Origin of the sequence: Shimazuella kribbensis DSM 45090, from assembly GCF_000428065.1 — a bacterium.
Lineage (GTDB): Bacteria > Bacillota > Bacilli > Thermoactinomycetales > Thermoactinomycetaceae > Shimazuella > Shimazuella kribbensis.
This window is the reverse complement of record NZ_ATZF01000001.1, coordinates 107,134-123,925: the sequence shown is the minus strand read 5'-3', so window position 1 is coordinate 123,925 and position 16,792 is coordinate 107,134. Positions and strand designations below refer to the sequence as shown.

The 16,792-nt window shown below is 38.6% G+C and carries 15 protein-coding genes and 2 riboswitches; of the genes, 6 read left to right on the top strand and 9 right to left on the bottom strand.

Going from position 1 to position 16,792, the window contains the following annotated elements; genetic code table 11:
* Nucleotide 1: 1 nt before the first annotated feature.
* Genes A3GQ_RS0100705 through mtnK form a run of 5 tightly spaced genes read right to left on the bottom strand, consistent with a single transcriptional unit; the run spans nt 2 to nt 5,906 of the window.
* Nucleotides 2-1,030 carry an ABC transporter permease gene (locus tag A3GQ_RS0100705; protein ID WP_051271056.1) on the bottom strand — a complete coding sequence of 343 codons (1,029 nt, stop codon included), beginning with the start codon at nt 1,028-1,030 and terminating at the stop codon, nt 2-4.
* Nucleotides 996-2,516, bottom strand: coding sequence for a sugar ABC transporter ATP-binding protein (locus A3GQ_RS0100700; protein ID WP_028775425.1), 1,521 nt, complete (start codon nt 2,514-2,516; stop codon nt 996-998). The genes A3GQ_RS0100705 and A3GQ_RS0100700 overlap by 35 nt, the downstream gene beginning before the upstream one ends.
* The gene (locus A3GQ_RS0100695; RefSeq protein WP_028775424.1) at nt 2,513-3,628 is read right to left on the bottom strand and encodes a sugar ABC transporter substrate-binding protein; all 1,116 of its coding nucleotides are present in this window, start codon (nt 3,626-3,628) and stop codon (nt 2,513-2,515) included. Before A3GQ_RS0100695 ends, A3GQ_RS0100700 begins: the two co-directional genes overlap by 4 nt.
* Nucleotides 3,625-4,686 carry an S-methyl-5-thioribose-1-phosphate isomerase gene (gene mtnA / locus A3GQ_RS0100690; protein WP_028775423.1) on the bottom strand — a complete coding sequence of 354 codons (1,062 nt, stop codon included), beginning with the start codon at nt 4,684-4,686 and terminating at the stop codon, nt 3,625-3,627. The genes A3GQ_RS0100695 and mtnA overlap by 4 nt, the downstream gene beginning before the upstream one ends.
* A 2-nt stretch (nt 4,687-4,688) precedes the next feature.
* Nucleotides 4,689-5,906, bottom strand: a complete 1,218-nt coding sequence (gene mtnK / locus A3GQ_RS0100685) for an S-methyl-5-thioribose kinase (protein ID WP_028775422.1) — start codon at nt 5,904-5,906, stop codon at nt 4,689-4,691.
* A gap of 75 nt (nt 5,907-5,981) precedes the next feature.
* Nucleotides 5,982-6,146: riboswitch (SAM riboswitch) on the bottom strand.
* Between the two features lie 172 nt (nt 6,147-6,318).
* Here mtnK and A3GQ_RS0100680 point away from each other — a divergent pair.
* The 5 genes from A3GQ_RS0100680 (at nt 6,319) to A3GQ_RS0100660 (ending at nt 10,741) form a co-directional block, all read left to right on the top strand.
* Complete coding sequence (locus A3GQ_RS0100680; RefSeq protein ID WP_028775421.1) at nt 6,319-7,494, top strand: pyridoxal phosphate-dependent aminotransferase; 1,176 nt, start codon at nt 6,319-6,321, stop codon at nt 7,492-7,494.
* Nucleotides 7,495-7,553: 59 nt separating this feature from the next.
* Nucleotides 7,554-7,661: riboswitch (SAM riboswitch) on the top strand.
* Nucleotides 7,662-7,732: 71 nt separating this feature from the next.
* Nucleotides 7,733-8,932: a 2,3-diketo-5-methylthiopentyl-1-phosphate enolase gene (locus A3GQ_RS0100675; RefSeq protein WP_028775420.1), complete on the top strand. Its 1,200-nt coding sequence runs from the start codon at nt 7,733-7,735 to the stop codon at nt 8,930-8,932.
* Nucleotides 8,929-9,588, top strand: coding sequence for a 2-hydroxy-3-keto-5-methylthiopentenyl-1-phosphate phosphatase (locus tag A3GQ_RS0100670; protein ID WP_028775419.1), 660 nt, complete (start codon nt 8,929-8,931; stop codon nt 9,586-9,588). Before A3GQ_RS0100675 ends, A3GQ_RS0100670 begins: the two co-directional genes overlap by 4 nt.
* Nucleotides 9,585-10,217, top strand: a complete 633-nt coding sequence (locus A3GQ_RS0100665) for a methylthioribulose 1-phosphate dehydratase (RefSeq protein ID WP_028775418.1) — start codon at nt 9,585-9,587, stop codon at nt 10,215-10,217. The genes A3GQ_RS0100670 and A3GQ_RS0100665 overlap by 4 nt, the downstream gene beginning before the upstream one ends.
* Nucleotides 10,218-10,228: 11 nt before the next feature.
* The gene (locus A3GQ_RS0100660; RefSeq protein ID WP_028775417.1) at nt 10,229-10,741 is read left to right on the top strand and encodes a 1,2-dihydroxy-3-keto-5-methylthiopentene dioxygenase; all 513 of its coding nucleotides are present in this window, start codon (nt 10,229-10,231) and stop codon (nt 10,739-10,741) included.
* 40 nt (nt 10,742-10,781) lie between these two features.
* On the opposite strand, the gene A3GQ_RS0100655 is transcribed toward A3GQ_RS0100660, so the two are convergent.
* Both A3GQ_RS0100655 and A3GQ_RS0100650 read right to left on the bottom strand, forming a co-directional pair.
* The gene (locus A3GQ_RS0100655; RefSeq protein WP_028775416.1) at nt 10,782-11,240 is read right to left on the bottom strand and encodes a hypothetical protein; all 459 of its coding nucleotides are present in this window, start codon (nt 11,238-11,240) and stop codon (nt 10,782-10,784) included.
* 184 nt (nt 11,241-11,424) lie between these two features.
* Nucleotides 11,425-11,868, bottom strand: coding sequence for a GNAT family N-acetyltransferase (locus tag A3GQ_RS0100650; protein ID WP_028775415.1), 444 nt, complete (start codon nt 11,866-11,868; stop codon nt 11,425-11,427).
* A gap of 182 nt (nt 11,869-12,050) precedes the next feature.
* On the opposite strand from A3GQ_RS0100650, the gene A3GQ_RS0100645 reads away from it, so the two are divergent.
* Nucleotides 12,051-12,446: a hypothetical protein gene (locus A3GQ_RS0100645; protein ID WP_028775414.1), complete on the top strand. Its 396-nt coding sequence runs from the start codon at nt 12,051-12,053 to the stop codon at nt 12,444-12,446.
* 28 nt (nt 12,447-12,474) lie between these two features.
* Here the strand turns inward: A3GQ_RS0100645 and helD are convergent, their stop codons facing one another.
* Nucleotides 12,475-14,814, bottom strand: a complete 2,340-nt coding sequence (helD, locus tag A3GQ_RS0100640) for an RNA polymerase recycling motor HelD (protein ID WP_028775413.1) — start codon at nt 14,812-14,814, stop codon at nt 12,475-12,477.
* A 198-nt stretch (nt 14,815-15,012) separates the two neighbouring features.
* On the bottom strand, nt 15,013-16,638 hold the full coding sequence (locus tag A3GQ_RS22910) for a SulP family inorganic anion transporter (protein ID WP_051271055.1): 1,626 nt from the start codon (nt 16,636-16,638) through the stop codon (nt 15,013-15,015).
* Between the last annotated feature and the right edge of the window lie 154 nt (nt 16,639-16,792).

Sequence of the window (16,792 nt, the reverse complement as noted above, 5' to 3'; positions counted from 1 at the left end):
CCTAAGCCTCTTTCCTACTTTTATACATCAAAGTGAGTGCACCTACTAAAATCGCACCTTTTACGATGTCTTGTGCATAGTAAGGTACATTCAGCATCGTAAGCCCATTTAATAAAATACCGATCAAAATAGAACCAACAAAAGTACCTAGCACGTTAGGTTTATTGGCACCAAATACGGAATAACCGATCAGAGCCGCTGCAACCGAATCCATCAACAAAGAAGCTCCAGATGAAACTTGTCCTGTACCTATGCGAGATGCTAATACAATACCAGCGATACTTGCAAATAAACCGCTTAACGCATAAGCATAAGTTTTGTACCGTTTGACAGGTACACCAGATAGTCTAGCTGCTTCTTCATTTCCGCCTGTTACATAAAGCAATCGTCCAAATTTGGTGTAATTTAATCCAAGATGAACCACAATTACAAAGAAAAACATAATGATTACAGGAAAGGGTATCGAAAAAATTTCTCCCTGACCGATAAAGAGAAAAGATGGCAAGATTTTACCAGAGGCAGTACCGCCATCAGTCATCGGCATATTATTATAAATACTGTATCCTTTCGTAATCGTAAGATGTAAACCATTAATCATATACATCAAACCAAGGGTAGCTAACATATCAGGCAAGCGAATCTTCACAATAAGAAATGCATTGACTAATCCTACAATAAGACCTACCAAAAGCGGGATGCAAATAGCTATCACTGTTTCTTGGCGATACCAGACCATCGCAGCTGTACTCGTTATCGTTGCCAAACTTACCGTAGAACCTACAGATAAATCAAACCCATTGACAATAAGTGATAATGTTACACCAATTGCAACCAATGTAGTGATAGAAATAGCTCGTAAAATATCCGTCCAATTCTTATAGGTGAAAAATTCTTCTGATAACACACTAAAAAGTAAAACAATCACTAAAATTGCAAGTACTGTGCCGTATTTGGTAAAAAAGGGTAATAAACGTTCTTTGCCTTTCTTCTGTTTCTTAGGAAGTTCGGTTAGCTTGATTGACTGCTCCATTTTGTGTGCCTCCTCCTGCTGCTAGTGCCATTAACTCCTCTAAAGAAGTTTCTTGGGTTCTTCTTTCTGCGATAATCTTTCCATCAAACAAAACGAAGATCCGATCTGCTACAGTTAACAATTCATCCAACTCACTACTAAAATACAAAATACCTTTCTTCTGATCTGCTAGCGAAGAGATAATCGAAAAAACATCCCCTTTTGCTCCTATATCGATCCCTTTAGTAGGTTCATCAAATAGATAGATATCTGCATTGGTATCCAACCATTTGCCAATGGAAACTTTTTGTTGGTTTCCACCACTTAACCGTTTGGCAGATAACGATAAAGAAGGTGTTTTGATTCCTAGTTTCTTGACAATGGCATCAGCCAACTGTTTTTCTTTTTTCCGATCGATCCGACCCGCTGTCGTTATTGTTTGTACTCTTGGTAACGATAGATTTTGATCTACTGGAAAATCTACCAAAATCCCTTCTTTTCGACGTTCTTCTGGGATGAGACACAAACCTAACTTTATCGCTTTTTTGGGATGTCTGATCTTGTCTTTTTTTCCCCGTATCGTAAGCATATCTGGACTAGGGTCTTGCCCAGAAAGTGCTCTGGCAATCTCGGTTTTGCCAGCACCAACCAACCCAGCAATGCCAAGTACCTCTCCTTCATACAAAGTAAAGGTTATTTTTTGCTGCAATTTTGGAATCGTAAAATGGTCTAATTGTAATATAGGGTTAAGGAATGTTTTCTCGGTTTTGACTTTTCTTTGTGTTAGTGTTCTCCCTAACATTGCTTCTACAATTTGTTCGTCACTTTGCCCAGCTACTTCACTTTGAAGAACCGTTTTTCCTTCCCGCAAAACCGTCACCTGATCACAAATCTCCCGTATTTCTGGTAAACGATGAGAAATAAAGATGATACCCACTCCTGATGCTTTTAACCTGCGCACAATGCGAAACAAAGTGGTTGTCTCTGTTTCACTAAGTGGTGCAGTCGGTTCATCCAAAATCAAATATCGAACATTTCTTGCAAGTGCTTGAGCTATAACAATTTGTTGCTTCTCACTTAGGCTACAATCGGATACCAATCGATCCACTGGTATTTCTAAACCGACTTGTTGCAACAGTTGCTTCGCCCTTTGTTTTCTCGTTTTCCAATTTACGAACACAGGACCTTTGACTAACTCGTGCATCGTCACATTTTCCGCAACCGTCAATTCAGGAAAAAGAGCAGTATCCACTTCTTGTACGACAATACCAATACCGGCTTCTATTGCTTCATGAGGAGAGGAGAGCGAAACTCGCTCTTCTCCTATCCATATTTCCCCGCTGTCATACAATTGTTGGCCTGATAATATTTTGACTAACGTACTTTTGCCTGCACCATTCACCCCAAGTAAAGCATGAATCTCTCCTGATTCAACCGTAAAATCTACTTCTTTCAGCACCTTATTGGTATGAAATGATTTGACGATTCGCTTCATTTGAAGGCTCATTTTTTATTCGCCTCGATTAACTTGTCCATCCAAGGTGAAATTGCCGTTTGTGAAGCACCCCAACCGTTGATATATTTACCCAATTGATTCATGTTTACAGGCTGGCTCGGTAAGTTTTTCTTCTCTACCAAATGTGGTTGTACACTCAATACTTGCGGGACATTCTCCCCTGCTATCTTTTGATAGAGTAACCGAGTTTGGATTTTGCCTACTTCCGATGGATCCGTGGCAGTAGTTGCTACCCATGGACTATTTTTTTGTTGGATTATTTGCAGATCTTCATCACTTAAATCAATACCATATACTTTAATCTCATTACGCCCCGCCTGTTGTATCGCTCTTGTTACCCCTTTGGCAAATTCATCCCAAGGTGCAAATACAGCATCGATCTGTCCTTTTGGGTACTTTTGTAAAATTGCTTCCATTTGTGTTTGTGTATCTAAGGCCGTATTACTGGTGGCATTGCCAAACTTCGCTATTTCTTTTATATCTGGATAACGTTGTCTAAATGCATTGTAAATGACGTTACGATTTTCCATTGGTGCAAAACCGCCGACCCACACATAAACAATATTTCCTTTCCCACCAATATCTTGAGCTAGGGTGCGAAGTGAATTCCAAGCTAAAGAATAATCATCTTGGTCAATAACGGTTACACCTGGTATACGAAGATCATTATCAAAGGCAATAACCGGAATACCTGCAGCAATAGCTTTTTTCACACTTGGTAATAATGCATCTGCTCGTCCATGATCGAGTAAAATACCGTCCACCTTTTGACTTACTGCTGTATCGATATAAGAAGCCATTTTCGCTAAATCATTATCCGCATTATATACTTGTACTTCGCCACCAAATTGCTTTACTTGTGCTTGCACACCGGCAATATATTGACTAGAAAAAGTACCAATAGATAACTGTGTAATAGCTGCGATTTTAAGTGGTTTTTTCAATTTTTCTGGAATAGCTGTACTTTTGTTCGTATTCGTTAACGTTTCTTCTTTTTGATTACTGTTATTTGTTGATTGATTTACTTGGTTTTGTTCGCTAGTACAAGCGGTTAAAACCAAAATCGAGATAAGAAGCAGCACAAGTCCTTTGGTCCATTTCATGATGCAATCTCCTTTGTTTTGCGCTCAATAAGACGCTCGATGTTGTTAGGTTCAAAGATGCCGTATTCGGTTATTAGTGCTGTGATATAAGAAGCTGGTGTAACATCAAAAGCAGGATTGAAAACTTTTGTATGGTTGGGTGCGGTATTCACCTCTCCAAAAAAAGAAACTTCTTTCGAGGACCTTTCCTCAATTGGTATCTCCTCACCAGTAGGAGTATCTATATCAAATGTGGATAAGGGAGCAGCCACATAAAATGGTATATCTAAAGCTTTTGCTTGTAAGGCCAGACCCAATGTTCCAATCTTATTGGCAACATCTCCATTTCGTGCAACACGATCACAACCTACGATCACTGCATCGATCTTTTTTGTTCGCATGGTATGTGCGGCCATGTTGTCGGTAATGAGAGTCACATCAATATTCGCTTGTTGCAGTTCCCAAGTTGTCAAACGTGCACCTTGCAGAAGCGGGCGAGTCTCACATGCATAGATATGCAGGTTCCATCCTGCTTCTTTCGCTAAATAAAATGGTGCCAAAGCAGTACCATACCTAGCTGTAGCAATACTGCCAGCATTACAAATAGTCATGATTTTTTGCTCATCTGCAAAGAGGGATAAGCCATATTCGCCGATTTTTCTGCAAGTTTCTTCGTCTTCTGCTTGAATTTGGATTGCCTCTGCTTCTATAGCAAGCTTTGCCTCTTCTACGCTACCTGTTTGTTTTGCTCTGTTCACCACTCGATCCAATGCCCAGAACAAATTGACAGCAGTCGGACGAGAGCTTGCAAGCTCAGATTTTGCTATCTCTAAAGCATCAAGGAAAGCAGAATAATCTGGTGATCTCCATCTATTAGCCCAAACTGCAAGACCAAAAGCTGCAGTGATACCGATAGCCGGAGCTCCTCTTACTTGCAGACGATGAATGGCATGCCAAACGTCATGAATGGTAGATAAACGAACATATTTCTTTTTTCTTGGTAATAATCGTTGATCTAGTAAGGAAATGTGATCTCTTTTATAGATAACGGATACGACTTCTGCTCTGTCCTCAGCAATGATCATGACAACGACTCCTCCACCCATGTTAGAAAAGCGCTTAAATCTTCGAATTTCGCTCGATCCTTGATTAATGCAGCCCCAACTGTTAAGGCTTTTTGTTTTAAATCCACTTGAACTGGAGCATCTTCAATCGAATTTAAATCTGCAACTTGAGCAAGCCCAATCGTTCTACGAATTACTTCACAACCAGCGAAACCCAATGTGTCTCTCCAGACTTTTCCGATATACTCCTCTCCCACTCCCCCAATACTGGAAAAAGTGAAGTGGCCTTTGGATCGGATTAACTCTAAAAATTGATTCGAAAACGTCTCCCAAGTTTGATGCCATGTTTCGAGCAAATACTTCCGAAAAGCTTGTAAATCTCTTTGTTTTTCTATATGTGCTTCTTGTGATAAGTAGTTAAGCAAAATATTTGCAAGAAACTGACCCAGATCAAAACCTATTGGCCCAACAAAGGCAAACTCTGGATCAATTACTTTGGTCGATTTTGCAGAAACAAAAATACTTCCAGAGTGTAGATCCCCATGTAATAAAGCTTCTGCTTCTGTTAAGAACTGCAACTTTAATTTAGCAGCTTCTCGTTTTAATTCTTCGTCTTGCCAAAACTGAAGCACAAAAGGCCTTATTTCATCCGATATTTCGTTGGTATCATGATCGAAGAAGGGATCGGTAAATACCAGATCTTCTGTGATTTTGCATAATTCCGGATTTAGGAAATCTTTCACCAGTGCCTTTTTCGTAAATGGATGCAAAAAGAAATCACTTGTATGAAACAATGTCTGAGCAGTATACGTACCAATATGTTTGCCTACTTCAGGATACTGATTACCCGTTATCCAGCCTGCTCGAAGAATTTCATAGGAAGATAAATCCTCCATTACGGTGTAAGCGAGTTCACTATCATGATGAAATACTACCGGAACCAATTCCGGAACAACTTCTGATGCTTTTTGCAGGGACTGGTATTCGATTTTTGCACGATCTAACGTCAATGGCCAGCTTTCTCCTACTACTTTGGCATATGGTAATGCTTGTTTGACAACAAGTGATTTGCTTGTAGATGGATCTTGCAAATGAAAGACGTAATTCAGATTACCGTCTCCGATCTCTAATACTTCTAACTGCTCGACATCTTCAAAATACTGGAGCTGTTCTACTACCGATCGAACGGTCTCTACCGTTAGTGCTTGATAAGAACGCTCCTGTGTTATTGCCATGATTGGACATCTCCTTTTATCCGAAAAAATCAAAAAGCCCCTTTCTGTAAGAAAGAGGCTCGGAAAAGTCCAAACCCCTCATCTTACAGAACAATCCGTTCTGTTGGAATTAGCACCGTGCCATGCGTGGTTTCGAACCACGGCCCTTTTTTCACACATAAGAGCCCCATCTTACGATGGTATTACGGTCGGTTGCTGGGCTTCATCGGGCCATTTCCCTCCACCTACTCTTGATAAGAGATAGCTAACCTATATGTTTTTGTTCTAGACATTTTCTAAAAAATATTTATTAACGAATAGTAAAGGTAATTTGATATTTTGTCAACAAAAATTCTTTTCTCAAAAACGTTTTGACACAAGTTCGACAAAATAATATCATATAGCCCAGATACAGATACAGGAAGTGGGACAATTGCAAAGATTTCACCATGCCAATCGATTGCATGCACTACCCGAACAATTTTTTGCTAAATTAGTAAAAGATGTAAATCATTATATTCAAGCCGGAAAAGATGTCATCAATTTGGGACAAGGCAACCCGGATCAGCCTACACCTGATCACATCATTGCTTCGTTACAAACTGCGGCAACAAATCCAGGATTCCACAAATATTCTCCTTTTCGAGGGTATTCTTTTCTCAAAGAAGCAATAGCTACTTTCTACAAGCGGGAATATAACGTCACGTTAGATCCAGAGACAGAAGTAGCTGTTTTATTTGGAGGGAAAGTGGGATTAGTTGAAATCGCACAATGCTTTTTAAATCAAGGTGACATTGCATTGGTGCCAGATCCTGGCTATCCGGACTATTGGTCAGGTATAGCAATATCAGGGGCACGTATGGAAATGATGCCTTTGTTAGCAGAAAATAAATTTCTCCCGGATTATGAACAAATACCAGCTAATATTCGTAAACAAGCTAAGTTAATGTTTTTAAATTACCCCAATAATCCAACAGCAGGAGTAGCCACTGCCCCATTTTTTGCTGATACGGTAAAGTTAGCACAAGAAAACGAAATCTGTGTAGTTCATGACTTTGCTTATGGTGCAATTGGTTTTGACGGGCAAAAACCGATTAGTTTCTTGCAAACTCCTGGCGCAAAAGAAACAGGTATTGAAATATATACCATGAGCAAAACCTATAACATGGCTGGGTGGCGCGTTGGATTTGCATTAGGAAATCCTTCTGTCATCGAAGCGATTGAGCTGCTGCAAGACCATTTCTATGTCAGTTTATTCGGAGCCATTCAACAAGCAGCAGCAACTGCTCTACTCGAATCCCAAGAATGTGTTCATCAACTAGTAAAAACTTACGAACAAAGAAGAAATACCTTTATCACGGGTCTTCAAAAAATCGGCTGGGATGTACAAGCCCCAAAAGGCTCTTTCTTTTGTTGGCTCCCTGTTCCAAACAGATACACTTCTACCTCCTTCGCAAGTGAACTATTAGACCGCGCACACATCGCAGTTGCACCAGGCATAGGATTTGGCAAAGCAGGTGATAACTATGTTCGGGTTGGGTTGCTAACCGATGAAGCGAGATTACAAGAAGCAGTTAACCGATTAAATCAATTGGATTTATTTGATTGACAAAAGAATAGTATTCATTCATAATTTTGTTTATCTAAAAACGAATAGAATGAAACATTCTCTTATCAAGAGTAGGTGGAGGGACAAGCCCGATGAAGCCCGGCAACCGGTTTACTTTATGTAAAAACGGTGCTAATTCTTACAGTTGGCAAACTGAAAGATAAGAGGAAGTGGAGTTACAATCCCCCTCTTCCTCTTGGAAGAGGTTATTTATTTTACCCAAAAGGAGGAATCATTGATGGGAGCAGCAATTGCAACCTATCTGGTGCCAAACGATGGAAAACTGGAACAAAAAGCAGAGCAAATCGCCCTAGGGCTTACCGTTGGTTCATGGACTAACTTACCAGAAATAGATCAACAACAATTAGCGAAGCACAAGGGGGAAGTATCTTCCGTTCAAGTGATATCCGAAGATCAGGGATTGATCACTATCTCATATCCTGCTGTCAATTTTTCGGCTGACATCCCAGCTATTCTTACCACTGTGTTTGGCAAGCTTTCCCTCGATGGGAAAATAAAATTAATCGATCTTGATTTCGAACCTGAATTGGCACATCGATTCCCTGGTCCATCTTTTGGTATCCTTGGTGTTCGTAATCTTTTAGAAGTCTCTAATCGGCCATTGTTGATGAGTATTTTTAAAGGGATATTAGGTCGAGATCTAGTTTTTTTTGAAAAACAACTGAGAGCTTCCGCACTTGGTGGAGTGGATATTGTCAAAGATGACGAGATTTTATTTGATAACCCTGCTACCCCTTTTGAACAACGAATCGCGATTGCCAAAAAGGTTCTCCATGAAACAGAACAGGAAACTGGAGAAACGACGCTGTATGCAGTAAATCTTTCTGGACGCTCAACGGAATTGATCGAAAAAGCAAAGCGAGCTGTACATTTAGGGGCAAGTGCCTTACTTTTTAATGTTTTTACATATGGTTTGGATACGTTACAAGCCCTTACAGAAGACAAAGACATTAGCGTACCGATTCTTGCTCATCCATCGTTTGGTGGTGCTGTAACAGCATCAGCTACTTATGGAGTAGGAGCACCACTGTGGTTTGGTAAACTGTTACGAGCTGCGGGAGCAGATTTGGTACTATTCCCTTCTCCATATGGGAGTGTGGCACTCGAAAAAAAAGCTGCGCTTGGAATCGCTCAAGAATTAACAAAACCAAATGAAGCATGGAAACGCGCTTTACCTGTTCCATCAGCTGGTATCCATCCTGCTCTTGTACCCAAACTAATTGAAGATTTTGGAAAGGACTCGGTGATCAATGCAGGAGGAGGAATACATGGGCATCCGGATGGTGCAACGGCAGGTGCCAAAGCTTTTCGCCAAGCAATCGAAGCAGTACAAAAAGGAATCAACTTGTCCGATGCAGCATCTTCTCACGAGGAGTTAGCAAAAGCATTAGATCTCTGGGGAGGAAGCAAGGAATGAGCAAACAACCCATTATTTTTTGTGACTTTGATGGGACAATCACCGAGTCCGATAACATCATAGCTATCATGAAACACTTTGCTCCTCCAGAATGGGAAGAACTGAAAGATAACGTCCTATCCCAACATATCTCCATTAAAGATGGAGTGGGAAAAATGTTCTCCCTCTTACCTAGTTCGTCGAAAGAAGAAATCACTCGATTTGTTCAAGAAAATGGGATTCTACGAGCAGGATTTGAAGAATTTGTAGTATTTACTCAAAAAGAAAACATTCCCTTGTATATCGTGTCAGGTGGTATCGATTTTTTCATCTATCCTATGCTAGATCATTTTATTGATCGAGATCACATCTATTGCAATGCAAGTGACTTTTCTAAAGAAAACATTCAAATCATCTGGCCTCATGCATGTGATGAATTTTGTTCTAACGATTGTGGATGCTGTAAACCATCCATACTCCGGTTATTCGATAACGACAAATATGAAAAAATTGTAATCGGGGACTCGATTACTGATCTACAAGCAGCGAAGTTAGCTGATCGAGTTTATGCAAGAGATTACTTGATCGAAAAATGCGAAGAATTAGATATCCATTATACTCCTTTTGCAGATTTCACTGAAATTATTCAAAATTTAAATGGAGTGAAGGCTAGATGAGTTTGATTCAAACACGTTGGGAAGAACTTGCAAGTATTAAAGCAGAATTGGCACGAAGAGACTGGTTTATGGGGACTAGCGGCAACCTCTCTATCAAAGTAAGTGATCATCCTACTACATTTTTGGTAACTGCCAGTGGAAAAGACAAGAGTAAACAAACACCAGAAGATTTTATTTTAGTAGATCACGAAGGACAACCCATAACAGAGACGAACGCAAAAGTCTCTGCCGAGACCGGATTACACCTTGAAGTGTACAGAAGAACCGATGCAGGCTGTTGTTTACATGTTCATACCGTTGATAATAATATCATTTCTGAACTCTATGGCGATCAAGAGCAAGTAGTCATTGGTAAGCAGGAACTCATCAAAGCATTTAACATTTGGGAACAAGACGCACAAATTTCGGTTCCGATCATTGAAAATTTTGCTGATCTACAAGTATTGGCAGATACTTTTGGCAATACACTCAATCCTGAAGTTCCAGCAGTATTGATTCGTAACCATGGAATAACGGTTTGGGGTAAAAACGGATTTGAAGCTAAAAAACACTTAGAAGCATTTGAATTTCTCTTTTCCTATTTAGTGAAATTACGCTTGGTTGGATCCCTTAAATTACAAAACATATAGGAGTGGTTACTATGGCACAATTACGATTTCATGACAACGAAGCACGTGTAGCAGATCAACAAGAAATCAGCACCTATCTAGAAAGCCAAGGTGTAATCTATGAACATTGGGATATTTCCAAACTGCCAAATGATCTACAAGAAAAATATGACCTAAGTGAAGATGAAAAAGCAGCAATCATCCAAACCTTTCGAAATGAAATTGATGATCTATCCGCACGTCGTGGCTATGTAACGGAAGATGTGATTTCGCTTTCCCCAGCAACACCAAATTTGGATGAATTGCTGCATAATTTTCTAAAAGAACACCATCATACAGATGATGAAGTTCGCTTTATCGTCAGCGGACATGGAATCTTTGCTATCCAAGGCCCCAATGGTCGTTTTGTCGATGTTGAACTTGATCCAGGAGACCTCATTTCTGTACCTGAAAACTACCGACACTACTTTACTTTGATGGACGATAAACAAGTAGTAGCTGTTCGTATCTTTAAAGCAAAAGAAGGATGGGTACCCATTTACTAATAAATATCAAAAGGAACGGATGGATTCCGTTCCTTTTCCACTAATATTGGACACCATCAGGTTCTAGGTTCTTAGATGCCTTTCTTCGCTTCAAAAATTTTACAGACAACTCATCCAGTCCCCAGAAGATTAGCGAAAAAGCGATAGATCCATACAAAACCGCTTGACTAAACAATTGAAACCCCGGCAATTCCAAAAAGATACCGCCATTTAAAAAATAATAGTATACAAATAAAAGAGATGGCCCTGCAATAAAAACCAAATTAATCCATGGCTTCGCTGCCCCTACTCTAGCTAATACACCATCCCCTATCAAACTAGTAATCGCCATCAAAATACTAAGTGCTATCACAACCATTGCAGTAGCACTGAATCCTACTATTATTGTAGTTTTAGCCATCATCAAACTCACTGTAAAACCGATTAGTAAACCTACCACCAATGCCAGTCCCAGTACTACTGACTTCCTAATTAAAGTAAATAAAATCTGCTTCCCCATCCTCAATCTCCTTTATCTCCATTAACTCTTAATTCTTATGATTCCATTATTTTTATATAACAACAACAAAGTAAAACATTGCAACGGTAAAAAAATCCCATAAAATAAATGGTCTTCTACCAATATGTAAAATCAAAGTTATGCAAACACTGGTTTACCACTTGAAATAATCAGATTTTTCTATTCAGGAGTTCAATTTTTTTAACATAATAACATGTGGGCCAATAGGTTCTATTTCAAATCTATCACCTACTTGCGTAAATCCAAGGTGATTATAATAATTTTTCACACCTAACCGCGCATTGCACCAGAGTAGTTCCACATCTTTTGCTCGTAACATTTTTTCAGCCTCAGCCATCAACGTGCTTCCTGCTTTTTGGCGACGGTACTGAGGATCTGTTGCCATTCCTCTGAGCTGATATTGAAGTCCATCATTAAATATTGATGATGACGCTTTTAGAAAGGAACCGATACTAATTAACTTCCCTTCCCAAAAAGCACCCAAATGAACAGTAGTTTCCTCTTCATCTCCTTGATATACACAATCTTCGATCAATTGATTTGGCCTTAATATGATATGTCTCATTTTATAGGTTTCACTCGCTGGTATTTGTCTAATATGCAACATGTAGCAACTCCTATTGGATGTATTTGCCTGTATTATAACTCACTTTTCTATCTTCTTATTATCACGAAATGAAATGTTACTAATAAAAAATGAATATCTCTTTTCATTTTCGTGACTTTTCCATTTTTTCTTATATATATGTATATAATAATACAATGTATGAAGGAGGAACTAATATAAACATGTGTTATTATATCTCTTTCGCAATCAAATCCGATATTCATCACAAAGCTTTTATGATGTTGTCATCAAATTTAGATCTCCAACCCAATAAGAATAAATCTTTCCGAGCGCTGGTTCCACCTACTTTTCATACTTATTTTTTAACTACAGAAGCATGCTCTTGTGAACTATATGAAAAAACAGAAAACCAAATTTATGGCTTTCGAGCGGACGTACAACATTACCTTAACCGTTTATCGAGATATACCAAAAACATATTTATCCATATTCATTTTTATCGCAGTGAAATAGAGACAGAAGCTCTTCCCATCACCCATTCGGAACATATCAATTTAGCTCAATTGATGACAACACAGCTTGATCAAGATTGTTTATATCAAATCACATTAGACTAGTTATTTAAGAGAGAGAAAAAAACCTAGGTTAGCTAGGTTTTTTTCCTTCTGATCGTATATATAAATTTTGATCCACTTCCGTCATCAGCCGTGATTCAGCACCTAATGAAAACAAATACAATTCATGCATCGCTCTCGTACAAACAGTATAAAATAGTCTCCTTTCCTCTTCTCTGTTATAAATGTCATCAGAAACATTAAAAACAAGAACAGCATCAAATTCTATCCCTTTGGCTAAATAAGAGGGAATGATAACTACACCAGTTTTAAATGAGCTGTTACCATTCTTAACAAGATTTACTTCGATTCTCTCTTTTAATAAATCATACGCCACTACACTCTCTTTTTTGGTTTTACAAATGATAGCGATAGAGGAATGATTTTTCTTGCAAATTTGTATTTGATCTACAATTGCTGTTAAAAGTTCTGATCGCTTGCTCACTTTTGTCAAAACAGGAAGCAAACCAGGCCTCTCGAATGGTTCAATTTGTTGTCCATCTGGTAGTAGCTCTCTTGTGAAGAGAATAATCGGTTTCGTTGATCGATAACTACGATGGAAGATGATTTTTTTGGCACGATCTGTTTCAAACCAAGATAATAAAGGACTTAAACCATCATGTTGTTGATGAGCATGAATGGTTTGATTCACATCCCCTAACACTGTCCATTTGCTTTTCGGAAACACATGTTTAATAAAGGCAAATTGAAAAGGAGAATAATCTTGTGCTTCATCAATAAACACATGTCGAATGGACCGGTCGGTTTCAAATCCTTCAATGGACTCTTTTAAATACAGATACGGAGTTGCGTCTTCATAAGACAAAATAGATCTGTCTATCTTTTGTTTGGTTTGTTTGCAAATGAGTTTCCATTTACTAGGCAAACCGGAAGTTTGAATTTTTTCATCAAATATTTGTTTATACATACCTTTGATATCTACAAAAGCCAACTGATTCACTAGTTTGTAGAGAGGACGAAAAGCTCGTTTTAACACAATAGAAGCAAGCATATCATACTCTCTATCATGATCATCAAACGAATTTTCTCCGAATTTCTTTTGCTTTTGTAACTTTTGGTGTACTTTGGTATACACTTCTTCATCCAATAAATCGATCGACTCTTCCACCCACTGTTTCTTTTTTTGATCTTCCTCTACTTTTTTCAGTTCCTGATGTAACCATTTTTGAATCACTTCTAAACGGTTTGCAATCGACATATGTGATTCCAAAGAATAAAAATGTGCTTTTATCTTCTCTTTCGCAATTACCACTTCTCCACGAAAACGAATATGCCGAAAAACAAAGCCATTTTGTTTTAAGTTCAATATATATTCGTTCATCAATTGCAGAAACGACAATGAAGATTTATATTGAATTGCTTGCATCCTTGCGGAATACGATGGATTATCTTCTGGAATAAGTGCATATTCCAATTGCTCAAATGGATCTTCTAACCGAAATTGATTCCCTAGTTTGCGTTCCAAAAAATTTTGGAACGTGGATTGTTGCATATTTTCCTCACCTAATTCAGGAAGAACCGTGGATACATAACTATTGAACATCGCATTTGGCGAAAATAGAACGATTTGATCTGCTTGTAGTGTATCTCGAAAACGGTATAGAAGGTATGCCATGCGTTGCATAGCAGAAGAAGTTTTTCCACTACCAGCTGCACCTTGAACCACAAGTAAATGCGTCTTATCATCACGTATGATTTGATTTTGCTCTTTCTGTATCGTCGATACAATGTTTTTGAGATTAGGATCTGCTTGCTGTCCCAAAACCTCTTTTAACATCTCGTCTCCAATGGTGACTCCAGTATCAAATAAACTTTTTATTATTCCGCGACGAATAAGAAATTGCCGTTTTGTTTTCATTTTTCCTGATACTGTACCGCTTGGGGTTTCGAAGGATGCCACCCCCGGAGATGCATCATAATATAAACTAGAAATTGGAGCACGCCAATCATAGATGAGAAAATCATTTGTCTCCTCATCATAGTACGATCCAAGACCCAAGTAGATAACTTCTTCCTCTTCCCCATCTTCTTGAAAATCGACTCGGCCAAAATAAGGGGACTGAATTAACTTCTGAAGCAACACCACTCGTTGATCAACATGACGGTGAGTACGTTCCTTTTCTGATAGTACTTCTGCTTGTTGACGAATACTTGCTGCAGTTTCTATCGCTTCGTTTGAATCTTCCATATTTACCGTAACATCATCCCAAAATCCTTTACGAATCGTTACAATATCAGACTTCAATTTATCTGTTTCTGAAGTGAGTGCTTGAAAGGAGCTAGTCAATTTTTGGATTACTTGATCTACTCTCTTTTGTTCCAATAACCATTCTTCTTCTGAGATACTCATTTGCCATCTCCCTATCTGCATAAAGAAAAAAATTGACACAACTTAGTATTAATGATAAAATTAAGTTGGATATTCTTGCGCAAAATATATATTAACTTATAAGTCGTACATCTATACTAGTACGATTTTTGTTCATTTGCAAATAAAAAAAAAGAACTTGTCTGTTATCAGGAGACAGTTCTTTTTTAATACATTTTTTTATTGTTCTTTTGCTTGAGCATCCATTGAATCCACTTCCAATTCTTTTGCAAAACGCTTTGCATCTTCAATGTTTGCAAACACAAAAGACTCATCTAAACTTTGATACAACTTGGTAGTCTGTAGCAACTCCTTTGGTTGAGTTTGCAAACCTGCCAGTATAAATTTCACTCGATGTGTCTTACATCTACGGATAATAGAGTTCAATACCGCCTCTGCAGTAATATCCATATAAGGAACGTGCTCCATGGACAGAATCAGATAGTCTTTGGGCAGATCTTTCGCCAAAAGTGAAGCTAAACGCTTGGCAGTACCAAAAAAAATTGGCCCTTTTAATGTATACACATGTGTCCATTCATCTTCTTGTAATTCCACACCCTCTCCTTTTCTCACCACAAATTCCTTACTCATGCGAAAAACAAAAAACAATATAGATAAACCAAGTCCAACCAAAACTCCTATTGTTATATCTGTTAGTACAGTACAGATAAAAGTCGCACACAATACAACTGAATCTCCTGTTTTGGCGCGCAAAACAAATTTAAACTCTTTACGCTCACTCATGTTCCATGCAACAAGCATTAAAATAGGGGCCATACTTGCGAGTGGTATATGAATGGCTAGCGGTGCTAAGAAAACGAGAACAAGGAGTACAAAAACACTGTGGATCATGCCAGAAACAGGTGAAGTAGCACCATTCCGAATATTAGTAGCCGTTCGGGCAATCGCGCCTGTTGCTGGAATCCCCCCAAAGAACGGAGTAACAATATTCGCTATTCCCTGTCCAATGAGTTCTCGATTACTATGATGCTTCTTTCCAGACATCCCATCTGCTACAAGTGCAGATAGCAAAGATTCAATTCCTCCAAGCATCGCGATGGTAATTGCTGGGATGAAAAGAAGCGTCAATTTATCTATGGTGATCTCAGGTAATTGAAAAGAGGGTAATGTTGATGGTATTCCACCAAATGCCTTCCCAATCGTTTGGACTTGATCTGGAAAAAAGAAGGTCGCCATAACACTAGATATTACAAGACCAGCAAGAGGTGCTGGAATTTTAGGAAGGTAACGTTGCACTAAGAAAATAACAAGCAAACAAGCGATCGCTGTGCCTACACTAGCCCAACTAATCGTATGTAATTGCAAAGCGATTTGTTTTAGTTTAAACAAAATGTGGCCGTCTTTTATATTTTCGATTCCAAAAAAGGTGTGTATCTGACCAGAAAAAATAATCACTGCAATTCCTGTTGTAAATCCAATGGTGACTGGCTTTGGAATATAATGAATTACTGCTCCCATCCGAAAAATACCCATTAGCACCAATAAAATACCCGCCATCAAACCCGCGATGAGTAGATTTTCATAACCATACACCATTACAATCCCCAATAAAATCGGAACAAAAGCCCCTGTCGGTCCCCCTATTTGAAGTGATGATCCTCCAAATAATGAAATCAAAAACCCTGCAATGATGGTCGTATAGATCCCATACTCTGGTCGTACCCCAGAAGCAATAGCAAAGGCCATCGCCAATGGTAAAGCAACAATGCCTACTACAATACCTGCAACTAAATCATTACGAAACTTAGACCACGAATAACCCTGAAATCGATATGCTCGAAACATGTCTATCCCCTTTTAATTTAAATTTTACCTTTATATTCTAATTTATTATTTTTTTCGAATGATGTCTATTCCTTGACAATTCTGTTCATAAAAATGTTCCATTTTCACCACATTCTTTCAATTCCTCTTTACATGACTATCTGTAAAAAACAAA

Excerpts from the sequence above, each read along its gene's own strand:
- A3GQ_RS0100645 (WP_028775414.1), top strand. The coding sequence starts at position 12,051 with ATGTGTTATTATATCTCTTTCGCAATCAAATCCGATATTCATCACAAA.
- A3GQ_RS22910 (WP_051271055.1), bottom strand. The coding sequence starts at position 16,638 with ATGTTTCGAGCATATCGATTTCAGGGTTATTCGTGGTCTAAGTTTCGT.
- A3GQ_RS0100650 (WP_028775415.1), bottom strand. The coding sequence starts at position 11,868 with ATGTTGCATATTAGACAAATACCAGCGAGTGAAACCTATAAAATGAGA.
- A3GQ_RS0100670 (WP_028775419.1), top strand. The coding sequence starts at position 8,929 with ATGAGCAAACAACCCATTATTTTTTGTGACTTTGATGGGACAATCACC.
- A3GQ_RS0100700 (WP_028775425.1), bottom strand. The coding sequence starts at position 2,516 with ATGAGCCTTCAAATGAAGCGAATCGTCAAATCATTTCATACCAATAAG.
- A3GQ_RS0100660 (WP_028775417.1), top strand. The coding sequence starts at position 10,229 with ATGGCACAATTACGATTTCATGACAACGAAGCACGTGTAGCAGATCAA.
- A3GQ_RS0100675 (WP_028775420.1), top strand. The coding sequence starts at position 7,733 with ATGGGAGCAGCAATTGCAACCTATCTGGTGCCAAACGATGGAAAACTG.
- A3GQ_RS0100655 (WP_028775416.1), bottom strand. The coding sequence starts at position 11,240 with ATGGGGAAGCAGATTTTATTTACTTTAATTAGGAAGTCAGTAGTACTG.
- A3GQ_RS0100665 (WP_028775418.1), top strand. The coding sequence starts at position 9,585 with ATGAGTTTGATTCAAACACGTTGGGAAGAACTTGCAAGTATTAAAGCA.
- helD (WP_028775413.1), bottom strand. The coding sequence starts at position 14,814 with ATGAGTATCTCAGAAGAAGAATGGTTATTGGAACAAAAGAGAGTAGAT.
- A3GQ_RS0100705 (WP_051271056.1), bottom strand. The coding sequence starts at position 1,030 with ATGGAGCAGTCAATCAAGCTAACCGAACTTCCTAAGAAACAGAAGAAA.
- A3GQ_RS0100695 (WP_028775424.1), bottom strand. The coding sequence starts at position 3,628 with ATGAAATGGACCAAAGGACTTGTGCTGCTTCTTATCTCGATTTTGGTT.
- mtnK (WP_028775422.1), bottom strand. The coding sequence starts at position 5,906 with ATGGCAATAACACAGGAGCGTTCTTATCAAGCACTAACGGTAGAGACC.